The 18,301-nt window shown below is 46.2% G+C and carries 16 protein-coding genes; 11 read left to right on the top strand and 5 right to left on the bottom strand.

What is annotated here, in order from left to right; translation table 11 throughout:
* The first annotated feature begins 61 nt into the window (after positions 1–61).
* Both CBR65_RS00900 and CBR65_RS00895 read left to right on the top strand, forming a co-directional pair.
* A protein-coding gene (locus CBR65_RS00900; RefSeq protein ID WP_087465116.1) for an IS3 family transposase occupies positions 62–1,218 on the top strand; the annotation gives its coding sequence in 2 pieces (ribosomal slippage) (positions 62–320 and positions 320–1,218; 1,158 coding nt in all).
* A gap of 543 nt (positions 1,219–1,761) precedes the next feature.
* Positions 1,762–2,340, top strand: a complete 579-nt coding sequence (locus tag CBR65_RS00895; RefSeq protein ID WP_087465115.1) for an imm11 family protein — start codon at positions 1,762–1,764, stop codon at positions 2,338–2,340.
* 341 nt (positions 2,341–2,681) lie between these two features.
* Here CBR65_RS00895 and CBR65_RS00890 read toward each other — a convergent pair whose 3' ends face one another.
* Genes CBR65_RS00890 through CBR65_RS00880 form a run of 3 tightly spaced genes read right to left on the bottom strand, consistent with a single transcriptional unit; the run spans position 2,682 to position 3,931 of the window.
* Positions 2,682–3,026: a zinc ribbon domain-containing protein YjdM gene (locus tag CBR65_RS00890; protein ID WP_087465114.1), complete on the bottom strand. Its 345-nt coding sequence runs from the start codon at positions 3,024–3,026 to the stop codon at positions 2,682–2,684.
* Positions 3,027–3,062: 36 nt separating this feature from the next.
* A complete protein-coding gene (locus CBR65_RS00885; protein ID WP_087465113.1) occupies positions 3,063–3,689 on the bottom strand; it encodes a trimeric intracellular cation channel family protein in 627 nt (208 codons plus the stop codon).
* A complete protein-coding gene (locus CBR65_RS00880; RefSeq protein ID WP_232461295.1) occupies positions 3,686–3,931 on the bottom strand; it encodes a ribbon-helix-helix protein, CopG family in 246 nt (81 codons plus the stop codon). The genes CBR65_RS00885 and CBR65_RS00880 overlap by 4 nt, the downstream gene beginning before the upstream one ends.
* Positions 3,932–4,060: 129 nt before the next feature.
* Between CBR65_RS00880 and dauA the strand changes: the two genes are divergently transcribed.
* The 5 genes from dauA to CBR65_RS00855 all read left to right on the top strand — a co-directional run bounded on the left by dauA (position 4,061) and on the right by CBR65_RS00855 (position 8,222).
* Positions 4,061–5,884: a C4-dicarboxylic acid transporter DauA gene (dauA, locus tag CBR65_RS00875; protein ID WP_369825636.1), complete on the top strand. Its 1,824-nt coding sequence runs from the start codon at positions 4,061–4,063 to the stop codon at positions 5,882–5,884.
* On the top strand, positions 5,871–6,101 hold the full coding sequence (locus CBR65_RS00870) for a hypothetical protein (protein WP_087465111.1): 231 nt from the start codon (positions 5,871–5,873) through the stop codon (positions 6,099–6,101). Before dauA ends, CBR65_RS00870 begins: the two co-directional genes overlap by 14 nt.
* A gap of 10 nt (positions 6,102–6,111) precedes the next feature.
* Positions 6,112–6,891: a methyltransferase domain-containing protein gene (locus tag CBR65_RS00865; protein ID WP_087465110.1), complete on the top strand. Its 780-nt coding sequence runs from the start codon at positions 6,112–6,114 to the stop codon at positions 6,889–6,891.
* Between the two features lie 26 nt (positions 6,892–6,917).
* Positions 6,918–7,922, top strand: a complete 1,005-nt coding sequence (locus tag CBR65_RS00860) for an isocitrate dehydrogenase (RefSeq protein ID WP_198300847.1) — start codon at positions 6,918–6,920, stop codon at positions 7,920–7,922.
* Positions 7,923–7,985: 63 nt separating this feature from the next.
* Positions 7,986–8,222 (top strand): DUF2970 domain-containing protein, encoded by a 237-nt coding sequence (locus CBR65_RS00855; RefSeq protein WP_087465108.1) that lies wholly within the window; start codon positions 7,986–7,988, stop codon positions 8,220–8,222.
* A 215-nt stretch (positions 8,223–8,437) separates the two neighbouring features.
* Here CBR65_RS00855 and CBR65_RS00850 read toward each other — a convergent pair.
* A protein-coding gene (locus tag CBR65_RS00850; RefSeq protein ID WP_087465107.1) for an IS3 family transposase occupies positions 8,438–9,594 on the bottom strand; the annotation gives its coding sequence in 2 pieces (ribosomal slippage) (positions 8,438–9,336 and positions 9,336–9,594; 1,158 coding nt in all).
* An 892-nt stretch (positions 9,595–10,486) separates the two neighbouring features.
* Between CBR65_RS00850 and CBR65_RS00845 the strand changes: the two genes are divergently transcribed.
* Positions 10,487–11,053, top strand: coding sequence for a hypothetical protein (locus CBR65_RS00845; RefSeq protein ID WP_087465106.1), 567 nt, complete (start codon positions 10,487–10,489; stop codon positions 11,051–11,053).
* A 305-nt stretch (positions 11,054–11,358) separates the two neighbouring features.
* Here CBR65_RS00845 and CBR65_RS00840 read toward each other — a convergent pair whose 3' ends face one another.
* On the bottom strand, positions 11,359–12,504 hold the full coding sequence (locus CBR65_RS00840) for a hypothetical protein (protein WP_087465105.1): 1,146 nt from the start codon (positions 12,502–12,504) through the stop codon (positions 11,359–11,361).
* 1,024 nt (positions 12,505–13,528) lie between these two features.
* Between CBR65_RS00840 and CBR65_RS00835 the strand changes: the two genes are divergently transcribed.
* Genes CBR65_RS00835 through CBR65_RS00825 form a run of 3 tightly spaced genes read left to right on the top strand, consistent with a single transcriptional unit; the run spans position 13,529 to position 18,297 of the window.
* A complete protein-coding gene (locus CBR65_RS00835; protein WP_087465104.1) occupies positions 13,529–13,819 on the top strand; it encodes a hypothetical protein in 291 nt (96 codons plus the stop codon).
* Between the two features lie 36 nt (positions 13,820–13,855).
* A complete protein-coding gene (locus tag CBR65_RS00830) occupies positions 13,856–17,326 on the top strand; it encodes an RHS repeat domain-containing protein (protein WP_087465103.1) in 3,471 nt (1,156 codons plus the stop codon).
* Between the two features lie 20 nt (positions 17,327–17,346).
* Positions 17,347–18,297 carry an RHS repeat domain-containing protein gene (locus tag CBR65_RS00825; protein ID WP_087465102.1) on the top strand — a complete coding sequence of 317 codons (951 nt, stop codon included), beginning with the start codon at positions 17,347–17,349 and terminating at the stop codon, positions 18,295–18,297.
* Positions 18,298–18,301 lie beyond the last annotated feature (4 nt).

Raw genomic sequence — 18,301 nt, 5'->3', positions numbered from 1 at the left:
AGTGAATTTGGCCACCTAATTGGAAGTGATATTATCACTTCATCCAACTAATAGGTGTCCAATGAGCAAACGTACCAGACCCACATTTAGCCCTGAATTTCGCCATGAAGCCGCGCAATTGGTCGTAGAAAAAGGCTACACCATCCGCGAAGCATCTGAGTCGATGGGCGTCGGCTTATCAACGATGGATAAATGGGTTAAACAGCTTCGTGCAGCACCAGGCGGACAGCCCGTAAAGGGTGCTCCTGTAACGCCCGAGCAACAGCGCATTAGAGAGTTGGAAAAGAAAATAAAACGTATAGAAACGGAAAATGAAATTCTAAAAAAGGCTACCGCTCTCTTGATGTCCGACTCGCTGAACAATTTGCGATAGTTGAAGAACTCAAGCAGAGCTACAGCGTAAAGGTTTTATGCAATGCGTTTGGCATTCATCGGAGCAGCTACCGATATTGGTCGAAAAGGCCGGACGATGTTGATGCCGAAACGATTCATTTAATGAGTGAAGTACGCGCTGTGCATGCTGAAAGCAACGGTTCTGCGGGTGCCAGAACTGTTGCAAACATGGTGACGACCAGAGGCATCCCCTTGAGCCGTTATCGCGCGGGAAAGCTGATGAAAAAGCTGGAACTGGTTAGTTGCCAGGTTCCAACGCACAACTACAAAAAAGCAGAGCAGGAGCATGTGGCAATTCCGAATAAATTGGATCGGCAATTTACCGTTAACAAGCCGAACCAAGTCTGGTGTGGTGATGTGACTTACATTTGGATCGGTACACGCTGGGCTTATCTTGCCATTGTGTTGGATTTATTTGCACGAAGACCGATTGGCTGGGCGCTTTCTTTGTCGCCCGATAGTGAGCTGACTAAACGTGCATTAGCGATGGCATTTGAGGTCAGAGGAAGACCGAAAAGCCTAATGTTTCATTCAGACCAGGGCTGCCATTACACCAGCAAAAGTTATCGGCAATTATTATGGCGCTATCAGATTGAGCAGAGCATGAGTCGTCGCGGCAACTGTTGGGACAATGCGCCAATGGAACGGTTCTTTAGAAGTTTTAAAACCGAATGGGTGCCAACATTCGGCTATCGAAATTTTAAAGAAGCTGAATTTTCAATAACGGATTATGTGCTGGGTTATTACAGTCAAACGAGGCCGCACAGTCACAACGGAGGTTTATCGCCAGTGATGGCTGAACGAGCATACGCGAGTATCTCTTAAACTGTGGCCAAATTTACTTGACCACTACAGTTACGAGGGACAAGGTTAGCAATCAGAAAGAAGTTATCGACCGCTCCCTCTATTGTCTTCTCTGTTTTTATTAAACAGACAGTCTGAATCGTTGGCACAAGAATCTACTTAATTGCTGCTATATCAAATAGCATAAGACTCACTGCCATAGATAACTGTCCTGGAGTACGGCCAGAGGTTGATCCGGAGATGCGGTTCATATCGGAAGATACGTGTGGATGGATAGCTTCAACCATCACAACCGCATTCACCGCACCATATCGCCCACGAAAAAGATAAACAGCCCAGAACGGCGGCGTCAGGTTAAATCCTCACCTCTATGACATCAGAATCAATGGCCCGGATAACGGCGCTTGGATGCCCAGAGCAAATGTCGATAGGACAAATTTCTTATTTCAAATGATTTAAGGTAAAGAGGTCATAAGTGCTACGTTGATGCGTATTCGATGCCGGGGACGGCAAACAACTCAAGCGGTTTACTGAGCGGAAAGATGTTGGCTGGAGGCCTCCCCTATGACGATATATAAAATACTCCCAGATTACGAAAGATACTGCGTATTCACACTCCCAATGAAAGACATTTTGCTCGCGTTGAGGAATAAGATTTCTCCGACCCGGCTTATGCATTTTTACAAACATAACCTTTCACTTGAGAACGTATGGGTCGACATTTCTGCTACTTTCGAATCTGTTGCAGGAACCGCCACAACCGGGGCGCTTCCAGATGTCACGGTTTGGATACCAGGGACGCTTGTGTTTTCGGCCCACGCTATCGAAGTACTACCCGGCATTGAAAACTGTGGCGAATTGCTGCCAGTAAAAACCCTTTCAGGACGGTACTGGATTCTTAACTGCATGAAACTGGTAAATGCAGACGAACAACATAGCAAATACATCACTGAGGCGGATCAGGTTCTCGACGTCGAGGTTCTTCAATTTAGCGACGAAGAGGCTAAGCGTGCCGGACTATTCAAGTCACCATTTGATGGCTGTAGAAACGTATTTTGCTCCGAGCAATGGATGAAGGCTATCCAGCATGCGAAGCTTGGCGGTCTGAATTTCTCTGAAAATCTGGCGGGGGGATTGGAATGAACAAACACGACATGTGCGTTTTCAATCATTAAGTTACCCACCAATAGAATCATGTAACACCAACAGTACATCTTCACCAACACTCCAGTCGGCATGATATTTTCTCTTTAAATGAAATGAGGCTGTGCAGGCATCAGTCTCAAATTTTATGAGACAAGGAAGCCCAGCTGGTTGGATCAAGCGAATATTATCTCTATTCTCAAAACTGCCCCACAGGATGATTTTTTGATTATCCTCGGTAGAACGACTCAATCAAAGTGAGCCGCCATCAGGTGGAGCATCTGGTGTCGAAGAAATTCTTCAATACAGTCATATTACAGCTCACTTTAATCATTGTTGCTCTATGCCTTCTTCACAAATATCGACTTCAACATCATCGCTCCTATACCATCAATGCGACAGTCAATATCGTGATCGCCATCAACCAGGCGTAATATTTTTACCTTTGTTCCCACCTTGACCACTAACGATGAACCCTTGATTTTCAAATCTTTAATGACGGTGACAAAATCCCCGTCAGCAAGTAAGTTGCCATTGGCATCGCGCACTTGTTTAGCAGTGTCGGTATCGTCGCTGCGTTGTGATTGAGGGGACCATTCATGTGCACATTCCGGACAAATCAGCAGTTCCTGATCAGGATAGGTATAGGGTGAGTTGCACTGTGGACAGGGCGGCAGTTGGGTCATGGGTAAATCTCCGGCTGGAATTGGGAATAAAAAGTTTTACTTTTGAAGGACAAAGGAAGGCAGTGTCCATTGTGCCTTAACTGCCCAAAGTCGCAATGATAAAACGCAGGACATGCTAAACAGGGTGTTGGGGAAAACAGCGGTTTCAAACAGATCGAGGACACAGTAAACAACTCCGCCGAGGGCACTTGCTGTAGCATAAATCTCTCGTCTCAGGATAAGGGGAATTTCATTACAGATAATGTCGCGGATAACACCACCAGCGGTACCAGTTACCACACCCATCACGATAGCAATGGGGACTGAGACAGCCATTTGATTCAGTGCCACCTGTACGCCAATAACGGTGAAAACTGCCAAACCGAAGGCATCTGAAACGAGCATGATGCGTTGGTCAAATCGATGCGTGATACGTTGCCCTGCTACAGCAAGGGCGACCGCGATGATAACCAATAGGAGATATATCGGGTTACTGATCCAACTAACCGGATGTATGCCCAGCACAAGATCACGTAAGGTTCCGCCGCCTAGTGCCGTGATAAAGGCGATGACCAACACACCAAAAATATCCATCGAGCGACGCCCGGCGGCAAGTGCGCCACTCACTGCGAATATCAGCACACCAAAACAATCACTCAGGTAGAGCCAACTCGTCCCGGTCATTCATGGTTGCCATTACTGTTTTGCGCCTGGTTAGCATAAGTGACTCCATGCTTTTCAAGGTATTCACGAATTAATTGGCGTACTACTTGAGAGGGAGTGACGTCTTGAGAGGCACACAGCTGCTCAAAGGCATCCTTTTTGGTGGGGTCAATCAGCACCGTGAGGCGCGCAGTTTTTTGTTCCATTTCCGCTATCTCATCATCAAAAGGTTTGTTGCGGGGTGCGCGTTGCTTGCTGAACAAGACACACGCCCGTTTCCTATGCTGCATTCTGGCAGATCGGAGGATCATGACTCGCATATTGTCGTTACTCTTCGCAGGATACACCACAGATCATAAATTATAACCACATTATAATGTTATTAGCATAAAATGCTAATGGTGATTATACTGGACGAGTCGGGCACTTTTAAGGGGAGTCACATGCCACACAGAGCCCATTTGTTTTCCCTACGTATCGGGCATGCCCTCCGAGAGAGTTGTTTTACACAGCCATACACAGGCTTGAGGTTTCGAAAAGATTTGCTGGCAGGTCTGACGGTGGGGATTATTGCGATTCCACTGGCCATGGCTTTGGCAATTGCCAGCGGTGTCGCACCGCAATACGGGTTGTACACAGCGGCCATTGCAGGCTTTGTTATTGCACTCACTGGTGGCTCTCGCTTCAGTATTTCCGGACCGACCGCCGCCTTCGTTGTTATTCTCTATCCCATCACCCAAAAGTACGGGCTTAGCGGTCTGCTGCTCGCCAGCCTGATGGCGGGGGCAATGCTGGTACTGATGGCACTTTTGCGTCTGGGGCGGCTTATTGAGTACATACCAGAGCCAGTGACACTGGGCTTTACAGGTGGTATTGGGGTGGTCATTGCGACTCTGCAGATAAAGGACTTCCTCGGTCTGCCTATCGTCGCAATGCCTGTGCACTACATCGACAAAATCAACCTTCTCGCGCATTCTCTGGGGCATACCCATTGGCCGAGCGTGTTCGTGGCCACCCTGACATTAGCGACAATGTTGTCATGGCCGCGCCTGAAGATACCGGTACCCGCGCATCTACCCGCCGTAATTGTCGGCAGCCTTGTTGCATTGGTATTGAACGATGCCGGACTGGACGTTGACACCATTTACTCTCGCTTCAGCTATACCGCCGCCGACGGCAGCACAGCTCAGGGAATTCCGCCCATATTGCCGAGTTTTGAATGGCCCTGGTTGCAATCAGGCGCTGATGGTAACCCGCTAGATATGAGTTGGGGGCTGGTGCGAGACCTGCTACCTGCCGCCTTTGCGATTGCCATGCTGGGGGCGATTGAATCACTTTTGTGTGCGGTTGTATTGGATGGCATGACTGGTAAGCGTCACAGCGCGAACAGCGAACTGCTCGGTCAGGGCATTGGCAATCTCGTTGCGCCATTTTTTGGCGGCATCACGGCGACGGCCGCAATCGCCCGCTCGGCAGCCAATTATAAAGCCGGCGCCGAGTCGCCTGTTGCAGGCGTGGTTCACGCCCTTGTTGTAGTGCTGGGCTTGGTCAGCTTCGCGCCACTGCTCGGATACTTGCCCATGCCTGCGATGGCTGCCTTGTTGATGGTGGTGGCGTGGAATATGAGCGAAGCACCCAAGAGTGTGCATTTACTCAGAACCACGCAAGTCAGCGACATTCTGATATTTCTGTGTTGCTTTTCGCTAACCGTGTTATTCGATATGGTGATTGCTATCACCGCCGGTATTGTGCTGGCGGCAATCCTGTTTATGAAAGAAATTGCCGCCATGACCCGCGTAATCGAGATTACTCAAGACAAGCAGTATTTGCAGACGGCGGCACCGGAACATTGCCGGGTCTTTAAAATTACTGGCCCCTTGTTTTTTGCCGCTGCCGATAAAGTCTTTGGCGAGCTGACGCGTTACTGTGAGCGTGACAAAATCGTTATTTTATATCTCGATAACGCCGTCATGCTGGATGCGGGCGGCTTATCAGCGCTCACCAAACTGATTACCCACTGCGAGCGCATGGGCGCTCAGCTCGTGCTCACGGATCTGCAATTTCAACCGTTAAAAACATTGACGAAGGCCAACATCAAACCTGTCGATGGTGTCTTTCGTTTATATTCACGTCTTGGTGACGCGCTCACATCACTTAATACGTCCCCACCTGCTACTTGTTTTTTACAGAGTTCGACTCCCCATGAAGATATCTGAATTAAAAGAAAAACTCACAACCAATGAGACTATTGCGATTGAAATGATGCGCAACCCGGCTGAATTATCGGAGTGGGTTATCTGGATTCGTAACAGCGATGGAAAAAGCTTTCTGTTAACGAATGAATTTGATGTAGTGATCGCCATGACAGATGCAAATCCATTGTTGTTGCTATTGAGTACGCTTGGCATCAAACAAGCCACTATCGTGCTTTAAAGATCCTGCTATGAAACATAAATTTTGGCTCACGGGTGCCTCAGCAATGCCAGATGGAAAAATTGTACACAGCACAACCGATACCTACGGCAATATTTTGGTGGTGGACTACCCCAATTATCGTGCATTGAGTTTTGATTCTATTCATGAACAGAGCGGATTTTATGTGGAAAAACCCTACGCGCTTGTGCATGAATATATACGCATCATGATGTTGGTGTTGGGTTTTATAGAGCCGCGCCACACCACATTACTCGGGCTTGGTGGCGGCAGCTTGTTGCGCAGTTTGCATCATTATCTGTCGCACTGCGACTTCCATGTGGTGGAGCTGCGCTACAAGGTTTATGAAATCGCCAGGGACTATTTTGATATTCCCGATGACGAACGCGTGTGGGTATCTATTGAAGATGCAGAATTACAAATGAGTTCCAGCGAAGATGCCAGTACCGACATTATCTTTGCCGACATGTATGACGCTTACCATATGAGCCCAATACAAGGGCAACAGCAATTTGTGCGGGAATGCTGGCGAACCCTGAGCAAAAAAGGCTGGTTAGTAATTAACTACCATCGTTTGCCTGGCTCAAATTCTCCCTTTTTTGAGTGTTTGATTGATCATTTCAGCACTATCATGGTGTGCTCCGGAAAATTCGGCAATCACATTCTGTTTGCCTGCAAATCCCCGAGCGTGGATTATGAGCGCGCACCAGTGAAGCTGAAAAAAATGGAGAGAATATTGAATGAAACCTTTATGCCTCTGTTCAAGCGTCTTGAGCATGTTACTGCCTAATCAGGCTGCCCCAGGAGATTATTATTATGGCTCAAATCATTACCGTTATCAAAGGGGACGGCATCGGCCCCAGTGTCGTGGATGCGGCAATTCAAGTGTTAGACAAAATTGGTTGCGAGTTTAACTACGTCTTCGTAGATGCAGGGATCATCGCACTCGAAAAGCATGGGAGCTTGATTCCCGAGGCAACAACTAATGCGATTAAGGAACACAAACTCGTCTTAAAAGGCCCTATTACAACCCCGATTGGAGCTGGCTTTACGTCCGTGAATGTCAGCTTACGGCAGATGTTCAACTTATATGCGAATATCCGTCCCGCAATATCCTTCGAAGGGACACAAGCTCGTTATGAGAATATCGACATTATTACGGTGCGTGAAAACACTCAGGGTATGTATTCGGGTATCGGTCAGCGCCTCTCAGATGATGGTGAGGTTGCCGAGGCAATTAGCCGAATCACGCGGGAAGGTTCACGTAATATCGCCACGTTTGCCTACGAACTGGCGCGCAAACAAGGACGAATGAAAGTCACCATCGTTCACAAAGCTAACATTTTAAAATCCACATCCGGCTTATTTTTAAACACGGCGCGGGAAGTGGCAAAGACTTATCCCGACATTCAAACTCAGGAAATGATTGTTGATAATGCCTGTATGCAGTTGGTGATGAATCCCGCGCAATTTGATGTGATATTAACCACCAATTTGTTCGGCGACATCATTTCTGATCTTTGTGCCGGCTTGGTCGGCGGCTTGGGTATGACACCGGGTGGCAACATCGGTAAAGACTGTGCCATCTTTGAGGCGGTACATGGGAGCGCCCCGGACATCGCGGGACAAAATATCGCCAATCCCAGTGCAATGATTCTCGCTGCCGTGCAAATGTTGCAATACCTCGGGATGTTCGAGAAGGCCCATAATGTATTGGCTGCTCTACGTGACACGATCAAATCTGGTGACTGCGCAACGCGCGATTTGGGCGGTACCCACGGTACGATGGAGTTTACACGGGCTCTGTTGAGTCGATTGTGATAAAGCATTGCTGTCATTTGAACCTAGGATACTCAATCTTTTCCACATCATAGGGGTGATGTTATGAATCATGAGCAAAAAATCACAAACACAGACAGCGACAGTCAGCCACGTCCTGCCCAGCACTGGGGGCAGATATTTCTCAGCGTTATCGCTGCGGCAGTAGGTGTGCAAAGCGACAAGAACCGCGAACGAGACTTTACCCACTTTAGCCCATGGCCTTATATTTTTGCAGGCATTATCTTCATGGTACTCTTCGTTGCTCTTATCATTGGGGTCGTACAACTGGTGCTACCCTAGATACAGGGTCGTTAAAGACTGATGCAATACGTTCGAGCAGCAGAGGAGCTGAATCATAATCGGAGTCATTGATTGAGTTGCTCTTTATATAAATTCTGGGACGGAGTACCGGCCACAGATACACGCATAGCCTGTGCTCAAAACTCGAACTATATAGAACCAGCATTCACCGACTACCTCGCGAGTTGTAGTGGTCAAGTAAATTTGGCCACAGTTTAAGAGATACTCGCGTATGCTCGTTCAGCCATCACTGGCGATAAACCTCCGTTGTGACTGTGCGGCCTCGTTTGACTGTAATAACCCAGCACATAATCCGTTATTGAAAATTCAGCTTCTTTAAAATTTCGATAGCCGAATGTTGGCACCCATTCGGTTTTAAAACTTCTAAAGAACCGTTCCATTGGCGCATTGTCCCAACAGTTGCCGCGACGACTCATGCTCTGCTCAATCTGATAGCGCCATAATAATTGCCGATAACTTTTGCTGGTGTAATGGCAGCCCTGGTCTGAATGAAACATTAGGCCTTTCGGTCTTCCTCTGACCTCAAATGCCATCGCTAATGCACGTTTAGTCAGCTCACTATCGGGCGACAAAGAAAGCGCCCAGCCAATCGGTCTTCGTGCAAATAAATCCAACACAATGGCAAGATAAGCCCAGCGTGTACCGATCCAAATGTAAGTCACATCACCACACCAGACTTGGTTCGGCTTGTTAACGGTAAATTGCCGATCCAATTTATTCGGAATTGCCACATGCTCCTGCTCTGCTTTTTTGTAGTTGTGCGTTGGAACCTGGCAACTAACCAGTTCCAGCTTTTTCATCAGCTTTCCCGCGCGATAACGGCTCAAGGGGATGCCTCTGGTCGTCACCATGTTTGCAACAGTTCTGGCACCCGCAGAACCGTTGCTTTCAGCATGCACAGCGCGTACTTCACTCATTAAATGAATCGTTTCGGCATCAACATCGTCCGGCCTTTTCGACCAATATCGGTAGCTGCTCCGATGAATGCCAAACGCATTGCATAAAACCTTTACGCTGTAGCTCTGCTTGAGTTCTTCAACTATCGCAAATTGTTCAGCGAGTCGGACATCAAGAGAGCGGTAGCCTTTTTTAGAATTTCATTTTCCGTTTCTATACGTTTTATTTTCTTTTCCAACTCTCTAATGCGCTGTTGCTCGGGCGTTACAGGAGCACCCTTTACGGGCTGTCCGCCTGGTGCTGCACGAAGCTGTTTAACCCATTTATCCATCGTTGATAAGCCGACGCCCATCGACTCAGATGCTTCGCGGATGGTGTAGCCTTTTTCTACGACCAATTGCGCGGCTTCATGGCGAAATTCAGGGCTAAATGTGGGTCTGGTACGTTTGCTCATTGGACACCTATTAGTTGGATGAAGTGATAATATCACTTCCAATTAGGTGGCCAAATTCACTATGCCACTACAAGTGAGCTGGCACAAGGACAGACGCAACGATTAGCGAAAAAATCATTAAGGACAGACATGACCATACATCACATCAACAATGATGGCTGGAAATTTCGAGATCCGGGTATTGATCTGGAGCAGTCATTGCCATGATCTTGTCTTTGCAATAAGGATTGGCCTTGTCGGCCTTGCTAACACGTGCAGGATTTCCACTAAAGCTGATTACCTGCGCCAGTTTTAAAAAGTGCCTACGGATACGCCAAGACGGTGATAGATACCGTCAACGTTGGCGTCCACTTCGGTCGCCTATACCAAACAGCTAAAACCAAGTACCTCTATAGAGAGTGACGACAACAAATACCGATGCGCCTCGGCTTAAGTTATATATGCGTCAACTTCTTTATGGTAATAAAGAATAAAAAATTCATTACGCATCAGAAATATTCAATTAGAATTTAATGCAACTTTTTATGAAAAACTTATTCTTTATCTCACAGATCCTAATTTCTATCTAATATGGAACACCTTGAATGCGTTAGAGGAAACATAATTGAAACTAACGAGGCCAGTTGTGATAAAGAAACGATTACGCTCGCAATTGAAAATCTGGAACATCTTCACCACCACTAGAAGGAAGACTTAAGAGCGAAACACTCAATTTGCGAATTTTGACGATAAAATCTTTAGAGCAGATGAAAATACACACCGCTACAAACTGAATTGATGTCCTTATACCCTTTGAATCATTACGCTATCTGCAGCACTTTTGCAAGCCATAGAATTTTCACACCGTGCGTTCATTTCTGTATTAATGAAACACATGCCGGGGAAAATCTGAATGAAGACATATAAAGTTTTAGCCAGCCAAGAAAAATTTAGGAAGTTCTCTCTGAGCCCTTACGCGCTCTTACCTTTATTTCCGACCAGCTATCCATTAGCCAATATCATTAGCTTTTATCGCTGCGATTTAACGCTTACTCCACACTGGCGAATAGTATTTGGAAAATTTATTGATCCCATCGACACTACAGATTATGAAGTTCCCAACCTCAGTCTTTGGATTGGCCCTACGTTAGTTCTTTCACCGGAAGCCAATCGCAAAATTGGACATGAACTATTACGCTTCGGTGAGTTGTTGCCGGTGTATTGTGGTGGAGATATTTTTCATCTCTTTAATTGTTTGAATCACGCACACATTGATCGATCAAACATTGAATCTGAGGAAGTCTATGATGGCAACAGAAGATTATTGGTGGAAATACGAAACCCACACCCAGAATTAATTTTCAAAACAAGGAAAAACAACTATGAGACGTTATTTTGCAACGTGAATTTAATAAGTTTGATTGAAACAAATGGTCTCACTGGATTATGCTTTCAGGAGGACAAACATAATATTTACTAACAACTTTTTTCGGCATTATTGAACATTTAATTACGAACAACAGCATGCTCTTTGCCAGATAGCAGCACAGTTGTGTGCTGTACTATATAAGGTTAGCTTTAAACAAAGCTCAAATTCTGCTCACGGCAACGCGTTGAAAGCAATGAATTACAGGAATTAGTAGCTCCCGAAAGAGTGCCCAATGATCTCGCTGTTCTTTGGGAAAAGAAAGTGCACCTAAATACCCGCATTACATATTTTTCGGCCTTCCTGCGAAAAAAAATTGATCTTTGTTTAAAGTTAACTAATAGTTGTGATTAATGGGGTTAATCTAACGAACCATCTGAAGCTTGGGATCTGCTACTTTTTCTTCCTCTCAAATAGATACTATCATCCGGCAAATCTTTTATGATTGACGACTTTTCGATATTTAAACTCACCAATTGTGGCTTGTTGAATTCGTCGCGGAAAATTGCGTACGCCATGCTCCCTAACTGCAATATCATTTTCCCCTTCCTGGAAGTGCAAGTGTCTTCAGTCTCAATTTCAATTATGAAGTTCGGCCAGGATCGGCATTGTCTCTGCGCATCGACAGCAACAAAATCTATTCCGCCACCGATGTTTAATTTCCTTAGAGGAATTTCCGCCACATATGATGATATCGGCGGGAACAGAGAGCCTATAAATAATAGAGCCATAAACAAATATGCTGGCGTTACGTGGGAGTTCTGTACAAGCTGCTCGGAAGTGAGTTTTTCTTCAGCTTCGTTAAGTTCAGAAAACTTCTTACTAGAAAAGAACTGGACTACACAGGCAGCATTCAATGCGATGTAAATCGTCAGGACGGCAAGCATTGAAAGATTATCGATCTCTTTGGCTCTTGGCAGTAGGAGTGCCAGCAATACTGCGAACGATGCCAATGAAATAATTTGCACAATAAAAATATGTATTGTTAATTTAATTGAAAAACATACTATTTCCTTCTTTTTGTTAAATCCATTAACTGATACAGCAACACTGTACAGAAAAGCCCAAGCTATATATCCCGCCATGAGGAAATTGAACATGTTGAGTCTTTCAAAGTCATGGAATGCCATTAACGCAAGTGTGAACACAAATGGTAGAACATAACTAATGAGCACATAATATATGTGATTTTTTATCCTGGGAGCATATATTCCACTTTTAGACGTATTTATAACTCTCAAATACCCCGTAGAAAACAAATCTACATTAGCAATGGCGACTAAAAAAATGTAAACAACGCCTAAAACTACAAAGCCGATAGAGAGCGCCCCCACAACAACTAGCGTTGTAGGTAAGACGCCAACATCCAGTGGAAACGGAATTCCAAATTCGCTTAAATAAGCATTTAAATAGATAGCTCCTGCAATTAACCCCAAAGCAAATAATGGCTTTTGATACATGCCGCTCAGCGCATTAAATTTTATGAGCACTTCTTCTCGAATCAAAGGAATTCTCCATACCAAAGCAATGGGACAGAAATCAGTTTAAATCAGGAGCTCTTGAGAACTATTCGATGATCACAACATATTTCCATAACTGTATTTAAGTACAGTATCAATTTTGAAGTACAGTGTCCACATTATCCCGTCGTCGTTACGAGGAAAAATCGTTGCACCGCAACATTGCGTAGAGAAATTTCGAAAGGGACTACAGAAGAGCGAAAGTGAAGAAATGCCCGGGATAGCCGGTCGATTATTAAATTGCTGATGCATTGATGGGCGAATTCAATGCTAACTCTTTATACCATCATAAAACTTTACAGTAACGTTTCGAGTGCGCCCTGGATTCGTTCATGCTCGAAAGATATTGACTTTCCGGTTGATATATGCCATTTGGGCTGCCGACATGAGGGCAGCAAAGGAAAGCAGAAGTAAACGAACGATTGAGATTTTATCATCGTTGAAGCGCTGATATTTAAAGATGAGGTCGTTCACAGAACTGGTTTCCTACTCACGACTTCGCGGTATGATGTTTAATCCCGACCTTGTTCCAGGCCCGCAATATTACATCCAGTGGGGACTATCGAACCGTTGACAGACGGGAAATCTCCGAATATTAAGTTGGGCCTGTCGACAGGGAGGGCGGAATGTCAGCCTCTCGAATCGCCAATTCATATTCAGACAACTGCTCTCCGAAAGTAGTCGTTGAAGAAAAAATGACTGGGCACGACCTAGCGCACTGAACTATGTTCTCAAGAACGAGCAGCATGATCACCTGAATAGCCCGAACGGCTTAGAATAAATTTTGCACTGAGAATAGATATTTTTCACATCCAGTTTTTAAAACAATTGCTTTGTCGCCTCGCTTCGCACATTTACTTCATGTAAAACCACACTTCAAAACGACAACAAAATTTAACAATTATTCGTAAATTTTATGTGCTAGTTTCCCCTTGCTTTAGCCACTTATCGCCACAGTACTTGGCTTCCCTATTTTGTATTTACATACATGGAATAAAGGAGAGAAGGTATGTCGAAGGTAAAACGAGCTGTTATTTTAATAGGAATTTTGTCCACTATTGGTGGGCTGTCCTATGCAGGAAAACATATCGCTTATGGATTTCACCCTGAAGAGGCGAAATCTTCAGGGGTCCCGCCAAAAAATCTCAAAAAACAAAACAGTGTAGCGCACGCCGAAAATTTGCAATTCAATCATATCTCCGCCCCACCAGCGCTTCGAAAGCCGGATGAGCTTGCACTGCGACCGCTCGATCCAACAGCACAAAAGACGCTTGAGCGAAAAAGCCGTCACGCACATTAATTTTTAAGTAAATTCTTTTCCTTCAAGGAGTTTCATATGAAGACTCTCGGCTATCTATTGCTTTCAGTTTTGCTTGTGAGTGCTAATCAGGTGCTCGCTAATACGATTCGTGATTACTATGAAGAACCAGGCATCAATCCTTTTAAGCACCTTGCTCATCAAGATTTTATCGAGAACGTGGATACCTTCTCGGGCATGTTGCTAGTGGGTATCACCAGTATTCACATCCCCGGGAATGGGGGGTTTGACTTGAGTATCCGTCACACCTACTCAACACCTGCGGTTATTGGTGGAGAACGTACGGCTTATGGCTACGGCTGGAATGTACATTTCGGTCGTATCGTCGCGAACACCGCGGATGCAACAAAGATCTGTAGCCAGAGCCTCTGGGCGACATCAACAACAGACAATCCATCGCTGGAGCTACCTGATGGTAGTCGTCAACTGCTCGTCTTGGCCGATAACCACAGTCCTGATTTAATCACAAAGGATTGGTGGTCAGCCGACTGCGTTTCGGGAGGGCTTGTTGTGAGATCGCCCGAGGGTACCGAATATCATATGGACTATGTCAATACGGTTGGCGATGTCCATAGCATTTATGCGACTTATGTGGAGGACACCAATGGTAATTCGATGTCAATTGATTATGGTTCGAATTCAGCTGGGTTTGTTTATATCGAAGATATCACAACGAGCGATGGCCGCTCTGTGCAGTTTTCCTACGATGATGTAAACAACGGAGACATTCGTCTTTCAGAAATCCAGGCTAATGGGCAAGTATGGGAATTTGACTATGCCTTTCCCAGCGGCGCATCGCAGCCGCCACCCCAACTGACACGTATCACTCGCCCGGATAATCTTGATTGGGAGTTTGATTACAATGGTGTATCAACTAGCGGTAATCCTGGTGAACTTGCGATCAACAAAATTACGTCGCCCTACGGTGGCGAAATCGACTACACCTATGATTACGTCGTCTTCGCTACAGGTGTGTGGAATACACCGACCACCGTGGTTGCGACGAAAGAGATGAGTGGACCGGGAATCGACTCAGGCACCTGGTCTTACAGCTATGTACCGGGTCATTCAAGCGGAACAGGATATGACGAAACAACGGTATATACGCCGGACGGCATCCAGCAACACTACCATTATGGTTACTCATCGGTGGGTAGCGGCAATGTCTGGGCGACTGGATTGAAAGCGGCAGAACGGTTATACACCAACACCGGAAGCGTTATTGAACAGATTCAATACAACTATACAGCGCTACAAATTTCCACGGAAAATTTCTGGCATGGTCGCGACACGCTTCGAGTAGATACCGCGACCTATCTTCCGCTTTTGTCTGAACGTATTCACTATCGCGAGTCTCGCGGCACAACGACAACCTATTCCAACTTTACCAGTTATGGTGATCCACAAACCGTCGTTGAGACCGCCACAACCACGGGGGCATCGAATCGGGAGAAATCTTATGTATATAGTAATAATTCGTCCCGCTGGATTTTAGGGTTGGTATTGGAAGAAGAAATCACGCGTGTTACTGATGCGCCCATCGATACCTGGTTGAATGAATACACCTACGATGCGAATGGCAATATGTTGACAGAGAGCAAACTGGGTATCCTGACGACCTATACCTACACATCGGAAGGAGACGTCAGCACAGTCACTGACGCAAACAATAACACTACAACCTATAGCAATTACTATCGTGGCATTGCTCGCTCTGAACTCTTGCCCGAAGGCGTATCCATCAGCCGCACTGTAAACAGTGACGGTACGTTAGCCAGCGTCACTGATCCCAGAGGTTATCTATACAGCTATACCTGGGATTCATTGAATCGCCTTACCGGTATTGACTATCCGATCAATGCTGACGTCAATGTTGACTATTTTGCTGACCGAAAGGAACTGACTCGCGGGAATTTCAAAGAAACGATCACAATGGATGGGTTTGGTCGCGATCTAAATGTGAAGCGAGAAGACATAGTGACGCTTGATACGGTTGAAGTCACCAAAACGCGCGACAGTTTGGGAAGAGTGGTTTTCCAAAGCTATCCAAACAGCACCAACGGAACGACCACGGAATACGATGAATACAACCGCGTTGTTCGGGAGGCCCACGCTGATGGTGCTGATAAAACCTACGCTTATCCTAATGCCAGTGACGTGATCGTTACAGACGAAAATGGTCATGTGACAACCCGGCGATACGACCACGTAGGAACCATGTCAGGATCAGAGGAGCTAAGCGCTATTTATTCGCCCGAGACCATTAATACATTGATAGCTCGAAATGGTATTGGACAAATTTGGCGGGTGTTCCAGGGTGCAGCACAATCCGGTGGCGGTACGTTGGGCTTGGCCCGCTACTACCGTCATAACAGTCAAGGCTTACTGATAGAAGAGGAACATCCGGAAACCGGCATCACGGTGTATACCTATGATGCAGCGGGTAATGTTCTGACAAAAGAAGTGGGTATCAGCGGTATTATTGAAAGGTTCACATATGACGATCTAAATCGTTTGGATACCGTTAGTTATTCTGATTTAACACCTGGCGTAACCTATCAATACGACAATGCCTCTAACGTTACTAATATCGATAACACGCTTGCTGAGCGCGCCTATGCGTACGATCAGAACGGCAACCTAACAGCAGAATCGTTATTAGTGGGTGGCCGAGAATACGAAATCGTTTACGGTATTGATTCGCTTGATTTCATCGATACCGTCACCTACCCGAGTTCGCGCATTGTTACCTACAGCCCAAATGCGTTAGGACGAGCAACGGCAGCTTCACCTTATGTCACTCAGATAACCCACCATCCTAATGGCATGCCCGCGCTAATGACATTATCGAACGGTCTCTCGACGAGCTATTCACAGGATTTGCGCCGGCGGCTCAGTAATATCAATACCGGCAATATCAGCGGGGACGTCGTAGATCTCATCTATAGCTACGATGACGGGTTTAACGTGACAGCAATTACTGACGGGATAGGTACTCTTCACGACCGAACGTTGACCTATGACGATATCAATCGATTATCGACGGCAGCAGGATTGTGGGGCAACGAAACGCTTACGTATGACGCCCTGGGTAACATAGAAGTTCGGGATCGCAATGGAATCTATCAAGAGTACTACTACAACAACATGCTGTTGACCAACAGGGTGTTCCCTACGTATTTCTTGAATGTAACGCACGATGACCGAGGGAATGTCACCAGCGATGGGATCAATTATTTTGACTACAGCGGTAATGGACGTTTAACCACGGCCTATGTTGGTACGGCCACTATAAATTATCAATATGATGGTGCAGGCATGCGAACGCTACGATCAGATGCCAGCTCAACAACCCACTACCTTTACACCAAAACGGGCTTGCTTTTGGGTGAATACAACCCCGCCGGTGGATTTGATGAGTATGTGTATGTAGGTACCAAACCTGTTGCGAAGATCAATGAAGACACTGCCATCGTTGGCGTACCCTGAATCTCACGGAGGACTAACAAATGAAAACGCTACACTTCATTGTAATCACATGTCTGCTGATGTTTGCGACGTCAGCGAGCGCTGTTGAGCAGATCACCTTCTATCACAACGATGCGGCAGGATCACCGATTGCCGCCACAGACGACTCCGGAAATTTATTATGGGATCAAGCTTATGATGCTTGGGGAGTACCCATTCCCAGCCCATCCGGTGATCCCAGAGGCTTTACCGGGGCGTCGCGCGATTCAGATACTAGGTTATCTGATTTACAAGCCCGGTGGTACAGCCCTGAGCTCGGACGCATGCTGGCGATGGACCCTGTCAGCTTCCATGAAGGGAACATCCAAAGTTTTAACCTTTATGCTTACGGGAATAACAACCCCTATCGCTACGACGATCCAAACGGCGAGTCACCCAAAGAATTTTTATTTGAAACAGTCCCTGCCTTTGGGCAGTCCATGTATGCGATGGGACAAGTATTCGTCGGATTAGCGACGAATGACTGGGCAATGTATTATGCAGGTGGTGACAGGTTACGGGAGTTACAATCCAGCAATATTGATGCGCTTGTGTCCGGGGTTTCGCCACCCTTAGTGGGTGATGCATTTAAGTTAGCAAGGAATGCCGACAAGATTCAAGATAGGCTTCCAGACAACGCGCTGGTTTGCCGTGGTGGAACATGTACAGCCGATAGATTTGCCAGTGGATCAGGCGTAAAAACCGACGCCGCAGGTAAACTTGATGGCGTATCAGTTAATAGTGCTTCAGGGCGGACATTGGAGGATTTAACTGTCGGGATTCCTCATCCGCAGGTTGGGGTCACTACAGTTGGGGATGTTCGAAGGGCGGGTGGAGACGTTGTGCCATCGCCCACAAGGAACAATCCGTATCATGCAACAATGAAGGGTATCACTCCTCAGCAGGCTCAGGACTTGATGACTCCAACGAAAAAAAATCCACACAAGAGATAAAGTA

The organism is Cellvibrio sp. PSBB006 (assembly GCF_002162135.1).
Classification (GTDB): Bacteria; Pseudomonadota; Gammaproteobacteria; order Pseudomonadales; family Cellvibrionaceae; genus Cellvibrio.
Note: the sequence above shows the minus strand (reverse complement) of the source record. Positions and strands in the feature narration are given on the sequence as shown.

Excerpts from the sequence above, each read along its gene's own strand:
- CBR65_RS00830 (WP_087465103.1), top strand. The coding sequence starts at position 13,856 with ATGAAGACTCTCGGCTATCTATTGCTTTCAGTTTTGCTTGTGAGTGCT.
- CBR65_RS00855 (WP_087465108.1), top strand. The coding sequence starts at position 7,986 with ATGAATCATGAGCAAAAAATCACAAACACAGACAGCGACAGTCAGCCA.
- CBR65_RS00870 (WP_087465111.1), top strand. The coding sequence starts at position 5,871 with ATGAAGATATCTGAATTAAAAGAAAAACTCACAACCAATGAGACTATT.
- CBR65_RS00825 (WP_087465102.1), top strand. The coding sequence starts at position 17,347 with ATGAAAACGCTACACTTCATTGTAATCACATGTCTGCTGATGTTTGCG.
- dauA (WP_369825636.1), top strand. The coding sequence starts at position 4,061 with ATGCTAATGGTGATTATACTGGACGAGTCGGGCACTTTTAAGGGGAGT.
- CBR65_RS00885 (WP_087465113.1), bottom strand. The coding sequence starts at position 3,689 with ATGACCGGGACGAGTTGGCTCTACCTGAGTGATTGTTTTGGTGTGCTG.
- CBR65_RS00890 (WP_087465114.1), bottom strand. The coding sequence starts at position 3,026 with ATGACCCAACTGCCGCCCTGTCCACAGTGCAACTCACCCTATACCTAT.
- CBR65_RS00835 (WP_087465104.1), top strand. The coding sequence starts at position 13,529 with ATGTCGAAGGTAAAACGAGCTGTTATTTTAATAGGAATTTTGTCCACT.
- CBR65_RS00865 (WP_087465110.1), top strand. The coding sequence starts at position 6,112 with ATGAAACATAAATTTTGGCTCACGGGTGCCTCAGCAATGCCAGATGGA.
- CBR65_RS00860 (WP_198300847.1), top strand. The coding sequence starts at position 6,918 with ATGGCTCAAATCATTACCGTTATCAAAGGGGACGGCATCGGCCCCAGT.
- CBR65_RS00845 (WP_087465106.1), top strand. The coding sequence starts at position 10,487 with ATGAAGACATATAAAGTTTTAGCCAGCCAAGAAAAATTTAGGAAGTTC.
- CBR65_RS00895 (WP_087465115.1), top strand. The coding sequence starts at position 1,762 with ATGACGATATATAAAATACTCCCAGATTACGAAAGATACTGCGTATTC.